This window comes from Kitasatospora sp. NPDC051705 (assembly GCF_044453265.1).
Lineage (GTDB): Bacteria > Actinomycetota > Actinomycetes > Streptomycetales > Streptomycetaceae > Kitasatospora.
Genome location: NZ_JBITCO010000008.1, coordinates 177,398 through 190,388, shown reverse-complemented (window position 1 = coordinate 190,388; position 12,991 = coordinate 177,398). Strand labels below are relative to the sequence as shown.

Annotated in this window: 12 protein-coding genes; 6 read left to right on the top strand and 6 right to left on the bottom strand. The window is 74.5% G+C overall.

Annotated features, from left to right (window positions below; all coding sequences use genetic code 11):
- The first annotated feature begins 43 nt into the window (after positions 1-43).
- Together ACIA8Q_RS13680 and ACIA8Q_RS13675 are read left to right on the top strand one after the other, a co-directional pair.
- Positions 44-1,585, top strand: coding sequence for a zinc-dependent metalloprotease (locus ACIA8Q_RS13680; RefSeq protein ID WP_360204285.1), 1,542 nt, complete (start codon positions 44-46; stop codon positions 1,583-1,585).
- Positions 1,582-2,169 carry an NUDIX hydrolase gene (locus ACIA8Q_RS13675; RefSeq protein ID WP_396317208.1) on the top strand — a complete coding sequence of 196 codons (588 nt, stop codon included), beginning with the start codon at positions 1,582-1,584 and terminating at the stop codon, positions 2,167-2,169. The genes ACIA8Q_RS13680 and ACIA8Q_RS13675 overlap by 4 nt, the downstream gene beginning before the upstream one ends.
- Before the next feature lie 144 nt (positions 2,170-2,313).
- On the opposite strand, the gene ACIA8Q_RS13670 is transcribed toward ACIA8Q_RS13675, so the two are convergent.
- Positions 2,314-2,982 (bottom strand): M48 family metallopeptidase, encoded by a 669-nt coding sequence (locus tag ACIA8Q_RS13670; protein ID WP_396317207.1) that lies wholly within the window; start codon positions 2,980-2,982, stop codon positions 2,314-2,316.
- 323 nt (positions 2,983-3,305) lie between these two features.
- On the opposite strand from ACIA8Q_RS13670, the gene ACIA8Q_RS13665 reads away from it, so the two are divergent.
- A complete protein-coding gene (locus tag ACIA8Q_RS13665) occupies positions 3,306-4,394 on the top strand; it encodes a ThiF family adenylyltransferase (protein WP_360213893.1) in 1,089 nt (362 codons plus the stop codon).
- 149 nt (positions 4,395-4,543) lie between these two features.
- Here ACIA8Q_RS13665 and ACIA8Q_RS13660 read toward each other — a convergent pair whose 3' ends face one another.
- Positions 4,544-6,058 (bottom strand): MFS transporter, encoded by a 1,515-nt coding sequence (locus ACIA8Q_RS13660; protein ID WP_396317206.1) that lies wholly within the window; start codon positions 6,056-6,058, stop codon positions 4,544-4,546.
- 163 nt (positions 6,059-6,221) lie between these two features.
- Here ACIA8Q_RS13660 and ACIA8Q_RS13655 point away from each other — a divergent pair, with 163 nt between their 5' ends.
- Together ACIA8Q_RS13655 and ACIA8Q_RS13650 are read left to right on the top strand one after the other, a co-directional pair.
- Complete coding sequence (locus ACIA8Q_RS13655; protein WP_360213889.1) at positions 6,222-6,944, top strand: TetR/AcrR family transcriptional regulator C-terminal domain-containing protein; 723 nt, start codon at positions 6,222-6,224, stop codon at positions 6,942-6,944.
- Between the two features lie 177 nt (positions 6,945-7,121).
- Positions 7,122-8,513, top strand: a complete 1,392-nt coding sequence (locus ACIA8Q_RS13650) for an AarF/ABC1/UbiB kinase family protein (RefSeq protein ID WP_360213887.1) — start codon at positions 7,122-7,124, stop codon at positions 8,511-8,513.
- A gap of 149 nt (positions 8,514-8,662) precedes the next feature.
- Here the strand turns inward: ACIA8Q_RS13650 and ACIA8Q_RS13645 are convergent, their stop codons facing one another.
- From ACIA8Q_RS13645 to ACIA8Q_RS13630, 4 genes are all read right to left on the bottom strand, one after another.
- Complete coding sequence (locus tag ACIA8Q_RS13645; RefSeq protein WP_387904527.1) at positions 8,663-8,908, bottom strand: hypothetical protein; 246 nt, start codon at positions 8,906-8,908, stop codon at positions 8,663-8,665.
- 149 nt (positions 8,909-9,057) lie between these two features.
- Positions 9,058-9,426 carry a WhiB family transcriptional regulator gene (locus tag ACIA8Q_RS13640; RefSeq protein WP_387904367.1) on the bottom strand — a complete coding sequence of 123 codons (369 nt, stop codon included), beginning with the start codon at positions 9,424-9,426 and terminating at the stop codon, positions 9,058-9,060.
- 167 nt (positions 9,427-9,593) lie between these two features.
- Positions 9,594-10,040, bottom strand: coding sequence for a hypothetical protein (locus ACIA8Q_RS13635; RefSeq protein ID WP_387904369.1), 447 nt, complete (start codon positions 10,038-10,040; stop codon positions 9,594-9,596).
- A 249-nt stretch (positions 10,041-10,289) separates the two neighbouring features.
- Complete coding sequence (locus tag ACIA8Q_RS13630; protein WP_387904372.1) at positions 10,290-12,557, bottom strand: ATP-dependent DNA helicase UvrD2; 2,268 nt, start codon at positions 12,555-12,557, stop codon at positions 10,290-10,292.
- 164 nt (positions 12,558-12,721) lie between these two features.
- Here ACIA8Q_RS13630 and ACIA8Q_RS13625 point away from each other — a divergent pair, with 164 nt between their 5' ends.
- Entirely contained in the window at positions 12,722-12,979 is a 258-nt protein-coding gene (locus ACIA8Q_RS13625; RefSeq protein ID WP_360213881.1) for a mycoredoxin, read from the top strand.
- Positions 12,980-12,991 lie beyond the last annotated feature (12 nt).

Sequence of the window (12,991 nt, the reverse complement as noted above, 5' to 3'; positions counted from 1 at the left end):
ATCCCGCCCCACCCGTATGACGGCCGACCGGATCGAGGACCCCGTGAGCGACCTTCCCTTCGGATTCGGCGTTCCGCCCGAGGAGCCCGAGGACGGCAAGGCCAAGCCCGACGACGAGCAGAAGAAGAAGGAGCAGGGCGCCGGCGGCTCCGGCCAGAGCGGCCCGCAGTCCTTCGGCTTCGGCGCCGGCAACCCGTTCGGCGCGCTCTTCGGCATGCCCGGCGGTGCACCCGGCGCGCCGGGTGCACCGGGCGGCGCCGACAACCCGTTCGCCGCGATGTTCGGCGGGCTCGACCCCAACGACCTCGGCGCCGCGTTCCAGCAGCTCGGGCAGATGCTCTCGTTCGAGGGCGGCCCGGTGAACTGGGACCTCGCCAAGAACATCGCCCGGCAGACCGTCGTCGCGGAGCCCGCCGAGGGCAAGAGCAAGGACCGCTCGGTCAGCGCCGCGGAGCGCTCGGCCGTCGCCGAGGCCGTCCGGCTGGCCGACCTCTGGCTCGACGGCGTCACCGAGTTCCCCTCCGGCGCCGGCACCGCCGTCGCCTGGAGCCGCGCCGAGTGGATCGAGGCCACCCTCCCGGTCTGGAAGGACCTCGTCGACCCGGTCGCCGAGCGGGTCGGCAACGCCATGGGCGGCGTGCTGCCCGAGGAGATGCAGGCCATGGCCGGCCCGCTGATGGGCATGATGCGCTCCATGGGCGGCGCCATGTTCGGCACCCAGATCGGCCAGGCGCTCGGCGCCCTCGCCGCCGAGGTGGTCGGCTCCACCGACGTCGGACTGCCGCTGGCCCCGGCCGGCAAGGCCGCGCTGCTGCCGCAGAACGTCGCCGAGTTCGGCGAGGGCCTCAACGTCCCCGCCGACGAGGTCCGGCTCTACCTGGCCCTGCGCGAGGCCGCCCACCAGCGGCTCTTCGCCCACGTGCCGTGGCTGCGGGCCCACCTGCTCGGCGCCGTCGAGGCCTACGCCCGCGGCATCAAGGTCGACACCTCCCGCATGGAGGAGCTGGTCGGTCAGCTCGACCCGAGCAACCCGGAGGCACTCCAGGAGGCACTGGCCGGCGGTCTGCTCCAGCCCGAGGACACCCCCGAGCAGAAGGCCGCGCTCGCCCGCCTGGAGACCGCGCTCGCGCTGCTCGAGGGCTGGGTCGACGCCGTCGTCCACGCCGCCGCCGAACCGCACCTGCCGCAGGCCGGCGCCCTGCGCGAGACCGTCCGCCGCCGCCGTGCGGCCGGCGGCCCCGCCGAGCAGACCTTCGCCACCCTGGTCGGCCTGGAGCTGCGCCCGCGCCGGCTGCGCGACGCCGCCCGGCTCTGGGCGCTGCTCGCCGATGCGCGCGGCGTCGAGGGCCGCGACGCCCTGTGGCAGCACCCGGACATGCTCCCCACCGCCGCCGACCTCGACGACCCGGACGCCTTCGTGCACCGGGACGCCGGGCTGGAGGGCGGCCTGGACTTCGACGCCATCGACAAGCTGCTGGGCGAGGCCGCCGCGGGCGGCTCCGCCGCCAGGCCGGACCTGACCAAGGGCGACGAGCCGACGCAGGACGAGGGCGGCACCGACGGGAAGGGCGGGCCCACCGCGTGACGGTCACCGAACCGGGGACGGCCTCGCTGCACGCGGACGCCGTCCGCACCCTGAACGGCTGGCGGCCCGCCGACGCGGACCAGGAGCAGCTGCGGCTGGACTACCTGGCGCACCTCGCCGCGCAGCCCGAGGGCCTCTACCGCTCCTGCCTGCCCGCGCACGTCACGGCCAGCGCGGCCGTCGTCGACCCGACGGCCGGGCGGGTGCTGCTGACCCTGCACCCCAAGGTCGGCCGGTGGCTGCAGATGGGCGGGCACTGCGAGCCGGGCGACGGCGACCTCGCGTCGGCCGCGCTGCGCGAGGCCGTCGAGGAGTCCGGCATCCCCGACCTGGTGCTGCTGCGGGTCGACGGCGCCCCGGTGCCGGTCAGGCTCGACCGCCACCAGGTCCGCTGCGCCGGCAAGGACCGGCCGGAGAACACCCACCTGGACGTCCAGTACGTCGCACTGGCCCCGGCCGGCGCGCAGGAGCTGATCAGCGAGGAGTCGCTGGACCTGCGCTGGTTCGACTACGACCGCCTGCCGGAGCCGAGCGACCACTCGGTGCGCGACCTGGTGGCGCGGGCGCGGCTGCTGACGGGCTGAGCGACTGGGGTGAGAACGTCGGGAGGGGCGCGGACCGATCGGTCCGCGCCCCTCCCGACGTCGTCCGCGTTCCCGGCAGCGTCCGCGTTCCCGACGTCGTCCGCGTTCCCGGCAGCGTCCCCGCCGGTGGGCCGGCGGCCCGGCTCAGCCGCAGGAGCCGGCCGGGTCGACGCCGCGCTCGGGCCCCCGGTCCGCGTGCCGGGCACCCGGGATGTGCGGCAGCCGGGCCGCCGACACCACGCCCTCCAGGTACCCGCGGGCCCGCTCCGTCCGGGGGTAGGCCTCCAGCAGGGCCCAGAACGCCGGGCCGTGGTCCGGCACCAGCAGGTGGGCGAGCTCGTGCAGCAGCACGTAGTCCAGCACGTACTCCGGCATGCCCTGGAGGCGGTGCGAGAGCCGGATGGTGCCCTCGCTGGGGGTGCAGGAGCCCCAGCGCGAGTTCTGGTTGGTGACCCAGCGGACCTGGGTGGGCCGGGCCCGGCCGTCCAGGTAGGCGGCCGAGAGCTCGCGGGCCCGGGCCGCCAGCGCGTCGTCCCCGGGGATCCGGCGGCTCTCCTGGGCGGCGAGCTTCTCCAGCATCTGCGCGACCCAGCGCTGCTCCTCGGCGTGCGACATCCGGGCCGGGATCAGGACGACGGTGCGGTCGCCCTCGCGGTAGGCGGAGACGGTGCGGCTGCGGCGGGCGCTGCGGCGCACCTCCACGCGGCCGCGGTCGTGCGGCTCCGGGGGTGCGCCCGTGACGGACGGGTGCTGCGGCTGTGCGGACCTCGGCTGCTGCTCGTCCGGCCGTCCACGCGTGCTCGGCGCCGCCACTTGCGACCCGGACGCTGCACGGGCACGCCGACGCGACGCCGATGGATGGGAGTCCCGCTCGGCTGCCATGGCACACGACGTTACCCGGAACCCCTGACAGAAGTCCGCTGCCGTGGCCGAAATGTTTCGTGGAGTGATCGGGAACGAAAGGCCGACGGCGGGTGTCCGGAAATCGACGCCGGAGGGGCCGGGCAGTTATCCACAGGGACTGCGAACAGCTGATGTGATCATGGGCCCGCGCCTGTGGATAACCCGGAGCACGGTGTCGGCCCGGTGGGGCATGCTGCGGTCAGCCGTCCGGAATCGATCGGAGGGGAGCCGCCGTGCGCCTCCAGCTGAAGCCCGCCCTGTCCCGCAGCTGGCGGGACGCCGAGACCCTGCAGTTCGGGACCGTCACCCGCCACGCCGGCGTGCTCGGCCAGGCCGACAAGACCCTCTGCGACTTCCTCGCCCTGCTCGACGGGACGCGCGGGCGGGCCGAGCTGCTCGACGCCGGCGAGCGGATCGGTCTCGGCCGTGATCCCGCCGACGCCCTGTTGACCGACCTCGCGGAGACCGGCCTGCTGGACGACGCGGACGCCACCGCGGCGGCCCTGGCCCGCTTCCCGCAGCCCCACCGGGGCGTGCTCGGGCCCGACTTCTCCTCGCTCTCCCTGGTCCACTCCGGCCCGGGCGCGGCACCGGCCGTCCTGGCCCGGCGGGCCGACGCCCGGATCGAGGTCCGCGGCGCCGGGCGGGTCGGGGCCGCGGTGGCGGCCGTCCTCGCGGCCGGCGGCGCGGGCCGGGTCACCGTGGTGGACTCCGGGCGGGTCCGCCCGGAGGACTGCTCCCCGGCCGGGCTGCCGCCCGGGGACGTCGGGCGCCTGCGCACGACGGCCGCTCGGGAGGCGGTGCAGCGGGCGGCGGCCCGGCCCCCGGCTCCGGCGCCCCGGCGCGGCGGCGGCGAGCAGCCGCCCGACTTCGTCGTGCTCGCACCGCGGGACGGCAGCGCGGCGTTCGCCGGCGGGGCGTACGAGGCCCGCCTGCTGCTCCGGGCCGGGGTGCCGCACCTCTACGTCGGCGTGGTCGAGGAGTTCGGCGTGGTCGGGCCGCTGGTCCTGCCCGGGGTGTCGGCCTGCGGGCACTGCCTGGTGCTGCGCCGGGAGGACGAGGACGCGGCCTGGCCCCGGGTGCTCGCCCAGCTGGCCGACGGCGGGCCGGGGCGGGCGCACGCCCCGGCCTGCGACTCGGCGCTGGCCACGGCGGTGGCCGGCCTCGCCGCGCTGCACGTCCAGGTGCAGCTGGACGGCGGGCGGCCGCCGAGCGTGGACGGCTGGTGCGAGGTGTCGGCCGGCGACGGGATGCCCCGCCGGCTGCGGCTGCGCGGCCATCCGCACTGCGGGTGCCTGTGGCAGCCGCAGCCACCGCGATGAGGGCGCGGGCCGCCGGGCGCGCGGGCGGCGCCCGGACCCACCGGACCCACCGGGTCGACCGGGTCCACCGGGCGAGCTCCGGGCACGCCGAAGGCCGGCGCCCCGGAGGGGTACCGGCCTTCTCGGTGGGGGCGGGCCGTCCGCCGGTGTCAGGCGGCGTTCTCGGCGGGCTCACCGACGGCGGCCGCGTCCGCCTTGCGGTCCCGCATCACCAGGGTGGCCACCAGGGCCGCCGCCAGCACGCCGACGGCGCTGACCGTGAAGGTCGTCGACATCGCGGAGGTGAACGCCTCCCGGGCGGTCCGGATCAGCCCGGCGTCCCCGCCGGCCGTCGCCAGCGCCCCGCCGATGGAGTGCTTCGCCTCCTCCGGCAGCCCGGCCGGCATCTCGTCGGCGAAGCCGCTCGACAGCAGCGAGCCCAGGATCGCGATGCCGAGCGCGGTGCCGGCCTGCTGGATGGTGTCGTTCAGCGCGGAGCCGACGCCCGCCTGCTCCGGCGGGATGGTGCCCATCAGCGCACCGACCGCGGCCGGCATCGCCAGGCCGGCGCCGAGCCCGAGCAGCCCCAGGGCGACGGCCGGGACGGTGAAGCCGCCGTCCGCCGTGACGGTGGTCAGCAGGAGGAAGGAGGAGGCCATGACGAGCATGCCGGCCAGGATCAGCAGACGGTTGCCGATGGTGGCGGCGAGCTTGGCGCCGACCCCGTTGCCCAGCAGCGCGGCGACGGCCAGCGGGACGAAGGCGAGGCCCGCCTTGACCGGGGAGTACCCGAGCACGGACTGCAGGTACTGGGTGAGCACCAGCAGCAGGCCGCCGTTGCCGATCTGCACCAGGGTCAGCGACAGCGAGCCCCCGCTGAAGTTGCGGTGCCGGAAGAGGACCAGCGGCACCATCGGCGCGGAGGTGACGTTCTCCCAGACCGCGAACCCGCCGAGGGAGAGGACGGCGACGGCCAGGGTGACCAGGGCCTGACCGCCGAAGGCGCCGTGCTGCGGGATCTCGATGATCCACCAGACCAGCGCGGTCATGCCGACGGCGGAGAGCACCGCACCGAGCGGGTCGGGCTTCTGCCACGGGCCCTTGGACTCCGGCATCAGCAGCAGGCCCGCGAGGATCGCCAGCGCCACGACCGGGACGTTGATGAAGAAGATCGAGTGCCACGAGAAGTGGTCGATCAGCACGCCGCCGAGGACGGGGCTGCCGACCAGCCCCAGCATCGCCACCGAGCTCCAGGCGGCCATCGCCTTGTTGCGCTCGTCCTCGTCGAAGACGGTGATGAGGATCGACAGGGTCGAGGGCATGATCAGCGAGCCGCCGACCCCCATCGCGACGCGTGCCGCGATGACCTCACCGGGGCTGGTGCAGAAGGTGGCCGCGAGCGATGCCGCACCGAACAGCAACAGCCCGATGATCATGATCCTCCGGCGGCCGAACCGGTCGCCGAGGCTCCCGGAGGTCAGCAGCAGTCCGGCGAAGACCAGGACGTAGGAGTCGAGGATCCACTGGGTGTCCTGGGCACTGGCCCCCAGGTCGGCCGTCATCGAGGGCACCGCGACCGTCAGCGCCATGCTGTCGACCACCAGGACGAGCGAGCTCAGGCACAGCACGATCAGGATCCACCAGCGGTGCGGATTGCGGCCCCCGGCCACCTCTGACGCTGACATCTGCCACCCCTCCAGTCTGCGCACACCGTTCCCCCGGTGCGCACTCCGTTCCTGCGTTGCGAACACTGTACGCACAGCGGAACGGTGTGCGCAATAACCGACTGCTGTACGCTCGATGCGAACGCTGTACGCACCGAAGCAGAGAAGAGGGAGGGGTGCCGCCATGGCCGCCCGCACCAACCCGATCCCGTCCGTGTGGGCCCGTCCGCAGCGCGAGCCCGACCAGCCGGCGCTCAGCCGGGCCGGGATCGTCCGCGAGGCGATCGCCGTGCTGGACGCCGAGGGCATAGAGGCCCTGAGCATGCGCAAGCTCGCCACCCGGCTCAACGCCGGCGCCACCTCCCTCTACCGGCACGTGGCGACCAAGGACGAGCTGATGGAGCTCGCGGTGGACGAGGTCTTCGGCGAGATCGCCCTGCCGCCCGCCGAGAGCCCCGACTGGCGCGCCGCCGCCACCGACGCCGCCGGGGCGTTCCGGGCGACGGCACTGCGCCACCCCTGGCTGTCGGCCGTCCTCGGCCAGGCCGGCCTCGCCTACCTGGGCCCCAACCTGATGGCCTTCGGCGAGCGGATGGCCGTCCTCTTCACCTCGGCCGGCTTCCCCGAACCCTCCCGGGCGATCGACGCCGTCATCGCGTACGTCGTCGGCATGAGCACCACCGAGGCGGCCTGGCTCACCACCATCGCCCGCTCCGGCCAGAGCGAGGTCGACTTCATCGCCCGGCTGATGCCCGCCGCCCAGGAGGCCATCGCCGGCCTCGACCTCCTCCCGGAGGCCTACGCGGCCGCCGCGGCCGCCCCGGACCCGGCGGCCCTCCGCGACGCCAAGTTCGCGTACGGCCTCGACGTGGTCCTGGACGGCCTCGCCCTCCGCCTGCCACGCTGACCACCGCCACGCCGACCGCCGCCACGGTGGCCGGCCCGGCCGGTCGGACCCGGCCGGCGTGCGGCACTCCCCGCTCCGCGCCGACGAAATTCCGCCGGGGGCGGGTCGGGGAGCGGGCACAATGGCCTAGTGATGGTGGGCCGTCCGGTGTCGGGGGGCCAGGGATTGGAGGCCCGGGTGAGCGATCTTCCGCGCAAGGCAGTGACCCGCACGGCACGGCTCGCCGCCCTGCCCCTGGGGATAGCCGGTCGCGCCACGCTCGGACTCGGCAGGCGCATCGGCGGCCGCTCGGCCGAGGTGGTCACGGCCGAGCTGCAGCAGGCCACCGCCGACCAGCTGTTCAAGGTCCTGGGTGAACTCAAGGGCGGAGCCATGAAGTTCGGACAGGTGCTGTCCGTCTTCGAGGCCGCACTGCCCGAGGAGGTCGCCGGGCCGTACCGGGCCGCGCTCACCAAACTGCAGGACGCCGCTCCCCCGATGCCCGCCGCCAAGGTCCACACCGCGCTGGCCCAGCGGCTCGGCGAGGACTGGCGCGGGCTCTTCCAGGAGTTCGACGACCGGCCGGCGGCCGCCGCCTCGATCGGGCAGGTGCACCGGGCGGTCTGGCACGACGGGCGCCCGGTCGCCGTCAAGGTGCAGTACCCCGGCGCCGGGGACGCCCTGCTGGCAGACCTGACGCAACTGAGCCGGGTGGCCTGGCTGGTGGGGCCGCTGATCCCCGGGCTGGACATCAAGCCGCTGATCACCGAGCTGCGCGAGCGGGTGTCGGAGGAGCTGGACTACGAGCTGGAGGCGCAGGCCCAGCGCCTGCACGCCGAGGAGTTCGCCGACGACCCGGACATCGTGGTGCCCGGTGTGGTGGCACAGGCGGACCAGGTGCTGGTCACCGAGTGGATGGACGGCACCCCGCTGGCCGAGGTGATCGCCGACGGCACCCAGGAGGAGCGTGACCGCGCCGGGCAGCTGCTGGCCCGGTTCCTGTTCGCCGGCCCGTCCCGGACGGGTCTGCTGCACGCGGACCCGCACCCGGGCAACTTCCGGCTGCTGAAGGATGACGGCCCGGCGTCGGGCTGGCGGCTGGGGGTGCTGGACTTCGGCACGGTGGACCGGCTGCCGGGCGGGCTGCCCGCGCCGATCGGGGCGTCGCTACGGATGGCCCTGGCGGGCGACGCCGCAGGCGTGCTGACGATGCTGCGCGAGGAGGGCTTCGTCAAGCCGTCGATCGAGCTGGACCCGGACGCGGTGCTGGACTACCTGCTGCCGATCATCGAGCCGGCCGCCGTGGACGACTTCCACTTCACCCGGGCCTGGATGCGCGCCCAGGCGGCCAGGATCGCCGATCCCCGCTCGCCCGCCTACAACCTGGGCAAGCAGCTGAACCTCCCGCCGGCGTACCTGCTGATCCACCGGGTCACGCTGAGCACGATCGGGGTGCTCTGCCAGCTGGGCGCCAAGGCCCCGTTCCGGGCGGAGATGCTGCAGTGGCTCCCCCGGTTCGCCGACGAGGGGGCGCCCCCCGCCGCCGCGCCCCGCACGTCCGGCACCCGCGCCCGACTCGGCAAGGACTGACCCGGGCCGGGCTGGGCGCGCGAGGGCGCGCACCGGACCCGGAACCCCGACGACCGCAGGCCGCCCCCCATGACGGGGGGCGGCCTGCGGCACGACGGGGGTGGGGCGGCACCGGGCGTCCCCGGGCGGCCTCGACGACACCGGCGCGATTACATCAGCGCGACGGCGAGGGCCTTGCGGGCCCGCAGCGAGGCGCGCTCGGCCCGCTGCTTGAGCCTGCGGGCCCTGGCGACCCGGGTGACGAGGCGTTGGTGCTCGGCCTCGTGCAGGCGCTCCTGCATATGGGCCCGGGCCAGGGATTCGTGGAGGAGTTGCATCTCGAGGGTCCTGTTCTGGATCTGAAGTTCGGTGGTCTGCTCGGAGCGGACGGTCGGATCGATGGCGGCGGCGGTCATGTGGTGGTCCTGCTCGGGGTGCGTGCTCGGGAAGTGGGCGGGTCGGACTGCGTCGGCCTTGGCGGCGGCGATGCGGACGGAGCGGCGGAGGGAGGTTTCCGACAGGGGCTGCTCTCCCCGGCGGACGGCCCTGGCACCGTGTTCGCGGTTCACGCCATGACCTCGGTCTTGCGCGGACGGCCACGCGGCCGCTTGCGGGCCACGACGACACCCTGGACGAAGAGCTCGCCACCCCAGACGCCCCACGGCTCGCGCCGCTCGAGCGCACCGGTCAGACAGACGTCCTTGACCGGGCAGGTGCCGCAGAGGGACTTCGCGTACTCGACGTCGGCGGGCGTCTCGGCGAAGAAGACCTCGGGGTCGAAGGCGCGGCAGGGGATGGGGAGACCGAGAGCCTCGGCCTGCTCGATGGAGCTGAGCTGCATGGAAGGAACCTCCGGGGGGTCGGCCTGGTCGGCCTTGGTGATCTGGCTTGTCGGCGGTACGGACGGGATGGGCGGCGTGATGACCGTGGACACTGTGGGCGTCTTCCTCGTCTTCTCAGTGGTTCCGGCCCGGATGACTGGTGGTCTGGGCCGGAGGCCCCGAGGGGCCTGGGTGGTCTTGCGTACCGGACAAAACAGAAGGGCCGCGGATCCCGGTGTGACGGGTTCCGCGGCCCTGGAGGTGCCGACCTGAAGCTTGCTCAGGTTCGTTCTCTCCAGGGTTCAGGCCCGCGGAAGGCCCGCATCCGGATGGCCTCGGCGCCCGTGAGGGCGGCCAGGGCCAGGTTGATCTGCTGCTCGTTCTGCTTCTGGGTGTTTCCGGCACCGATGACCTGCGCATAGCCGCCATGCATGGCGGCGGCTACGGCTGCCTTCGGTGCCTGGATCGGTCGCTCGTCGCGCGGGGAGCGCGGCGTGCCGACCGAGGCCCAGTCGCGGGACAGACCGGTCTCGACGGAGGTGCCTTCGGCGCCCCTGCCGCCCGCGACGCAGAGATCAGTGTGGCCAAGCCCACTGACAGCGGGGACGACGGAGACACCGGTGGTGTCGAGACCCAGACCGGTTCCACCGAGCTCGGCGAGCGCCCGCAGACGGGCGGCACGCAGGGAGGCAGCGACAACGGTCTGGCCAGTCATTTTGGTGATCATGATGTTTCCCACTGTCTTCGCCTCCTCTCGGCGTCTCGCGGAGCCCGGTTCCCCAGGCTCCGAATGTTCGGATGTCTGTCTCGGTGAAGCTGTTGCGTGTGGGGGATTCGGCACAGGTGTCACCCCGTGCGACCGCGTCCCCTTGACCGCTCCGGCAGGCTATTGCGCTCCCGGCACGCGGCGCAAACTATTTTTCGCGGCGGGTTGCGAAGTCCCCCGAGCAGTCCCCTCGACCGCGCCCGGACCGGCTCACGCCGGATCGACCGGCTCGCCGTCCCCGACGCCGTCCGGATCCTCCTCGGGCTCCTCCCCCGCACACAACGAGAGCACGGCCGCCCCGTACTTGTCCAGCTTCATCGCACCGACCCCGGAGATCGCGGCCAGCTCCTGGCGGCTGGCCGGGACGTCCTCGGCGATCGCCATCAGCGTCGCGTCCGTGAACACCACGTAGGCCGGCGCCCCCTGCTTCCTGGCCTGCCCGGCGCGCCAGTCGCGCAGCCGCTCGTACAGCGCCTCGTCCATGGTGGACGGGCAGCTCTCGCAGCGGCGCAGCTTGCGCTCGACCGCCTCGGTCAGCACCCGGTCGCAGACCCGGCACTTGACCGGCCCGCGGACCCGCCGACCGGCGGAGCGCTCGCCGGGCTCGACGCCCCCGCGCCCGCCGCGCCCGCCGGTGCGCGCGCCGGGGGCGCTGGAGCCGGGGCGCAGCCCGTCGAGGAAGCGGCTGGGCTTGCGGCTGGCCCGGCCGCCCGGGGAGCGGCTGAGGGCCCAGGAGAGCGAGAGGTGCCGACGGGCGCGGGTGACGCCGACGTAGAGGAGCCGGCGCTCCTCCTCGACCTGCTCGTCGGTCTTGGCGTAGATGATCGGCAGGGTGCCCTCGGTGAGCCCGACCAGGAAGACCGCGTCCCACTCGAGGCCCTTGGCGGCGTGCAGCGAGGCGAGGGTGACGCCCTCGACGGCGGGCGCGTGCTGGGCGGCGGCGCGGGCGTCGAGCTCGGCGACGTAGGCCGCGAGGTCGGCGTCCTGGCCGGCGGCGGCCCTGGTCCGCTCGAACTCCTCGGCGAGCCGGACGAGGGCGGCGAGGGACTCCCAGCGGTCGCGGACGGCGCCGGAGCCGGCCGGCGGCTCGGCGGTGAAGCCGCGGCTGGCCAGCACGGCGCGGACCTGCCCGGCGAGGTCGGGGGCGCCGGCGGTGAGCGGGTCGGCGGCGGCCCGGGCGGCGCCGCGCAGCAGGACGCCGGCGTCGCGGACCTCGGGGCGTTCGAAGAACCGCTCGGCGCCCTTGAGCTGGTAGGGGACGCCGAGGTCGGCGAGGGCCTGCTCGTAGACCTCGGACTGGCCGTTGGTGCGGAACAGGACGGCGACCTCGCTGGCCCGCACGCCGGCGGCGAGCAGGTCCTTGATCCGGCGGGCGGTGGTCTCGGCCTCGGTGGGCTCGTCCTCGTACTCGGTGTAGACCGGTTCGGGGCCGGCCTCGCGCTGGGAGACGAGTTCGAGCCGGTGCCGGGCGGCCTCCCCGCGGGCCTGGGAGAGCAGGCCGTTGGCGAGGTGGACGACCTGCGGGGTGGAGCGGTAGTCGCGGACGAGCTTCACGACGGTGGCCCCGGGGTGCCGGCCGCGGAAGCCGAGCAGGTAGTCGGGGGTGGCGCCGGTGAAGGAGTAGATGGTCTGGCTGGCGTCACCGACGACGCAGAGGCTGGCGCCGCCGCCGGGGCCGGTCCACTGGTCGAGCAGGCGCTGCTGGAGCGGGGAGACGTCCTGGTACTCGTCGACGGTGAAGTGCCGGTACTGGGCGCGGACCTGGTCGGCGATGTCGGGGCGGTCCTCCAGGATGGCCGCGGTGAGCAGCAGGACGTCCTCGAAGTCGATGACGCCGCGGCGGCTCTTGGCCTCCTCGTAGACGCGGTAGACCTGGGCGGTCTCGGCCGGGTCGCGCGGGGCCTCGCGGCCGGACTTCTGGACGGCGGCCGGGTAGTCGTCGGGGCCGGTCTGGGTGACCTTGGCCCATTCGATCTCGGCGGTGAGGTCGCGCAGTTCGGTGCGCTGGACGCGCAGTCCGCAGCGACCGGCGGACTCGGCGACGAGCTGGACCTTGCGTTCGAGCAGCTGGGGCACCGGCCCGCCGACGGCGCGCGGCCAGAAGTACTGGAGCTGGCGTAGGGCGGCGGCGTGGAAGGTGCGGGCCTGGACGCCGTCCGCTCCGAGCTCGCGCAGGCGGCCGCGCATCTCGCCGGCGGCGCGGGCGGTGAAGGTGACGGCGAGCACCTGCTGGGGCTGGTAGACGCCGCTGCGCACGCCGTAGGCGATCCGGTGGGTGATGGCCCGGGTCTTGCCGGTGCCGGCCCCGGCCAGCACGCAGACGGGGCCCTGCAGGGCGGTGGCGACGGCGCGCTGCTCGGGGTCGAGCCCGGCGAGCACGGCGTCGGGGCCCGTGGCGGCCCCGGGGTCGGCCCAGGGGGAGCCGTGGGGGCCGTCGGACGGGCTGCCGCTCAAGAGGTCTTCCTGCATGCGTTCCATCCTCTCAGCCCGGTGGGACAACGGTGGCGGGGTTGTCCACAGGGCCGGTGCGATCGGAGGATGATCGCTCCGCAGTGCGGTCGACAGGGTGTCGGAATGCCCGCCGCCCGGTGGACGTTCGGTCCAGAGACCGTACGCACCCCCCTCCCGAAGGAGTCCCCTCGATGTCCGGCACCGTGACGATGTACAGCACGACCTGGTGTGGTTACTGCAACCGGCTCAAGAGCCAGCTGGACCGTGAAGGCATCGGCTACACCGAGATCAACATCGAGGAGGACCCGGCGTCGGCGTCCTTCGTCGAGTCCGTGAACAACGGCAACCAGACGGTCCCGACGGTGCTGGTGAAGCCGGCCGGCGGCGGCGAGCAGGTCGTCATGACCAACCCGAGCCTGCTGCAGGTCAAGAAGGCCCTGGCGGCCTGAGCCGGCCCGGAC

What these genes read in the sequence shown, in the direction of transcription:
- ACIA8Q_RS13645 (WP_387904527.1), bottom strand. Translation starts at nt 8,908, where the DNA reads ATGACCGCCGCCGCCATCGATCCGACCGTCCGCTCCGAGCAGACCACC.
- ACIA8Q_RS13635 (WP_387904369.1), bottom strand. Translation starts at nt 10,040, where the DNA reads ATGATCACCAAAATGACTGGCCAGACCGTTGTCGCTGCCTCCCTGCGT.
- ACIA8Q_RS13630 (WP_387904372.1), bottom strand. Translation starts at nt 12,557, where the DNA reads ATGGAACGCATGCAGGAAGACCTCTTGAGCGGCAGCCCGTCCGACGGC.
- ACIA8Q_RS13660 (WP_396317206.1), bottom strand. Translation starts at nt 6,058, where the DNA reads ATGTCAGCGTCAGAGGTGGCCGGGGGCCGCAATCCGCACCGCTGGTGG.
- ACIA8Q_RS13625 (WP_360213881.1), top strand. Translation starts at nt 12,722, where the DNA reads ATGTCCGGCACCGTGACGATGTACAGCACGACCTGGTGTGGTTACTGC.
- ACIA8Q_RS13655 (WP_360213889.1), top strand. Translation starts at nt 6,222, where the DNA reads ATGGCCGCCCGCACCAACCCGATCCCGTCCGTGTGGGCCCGTCCGCAG.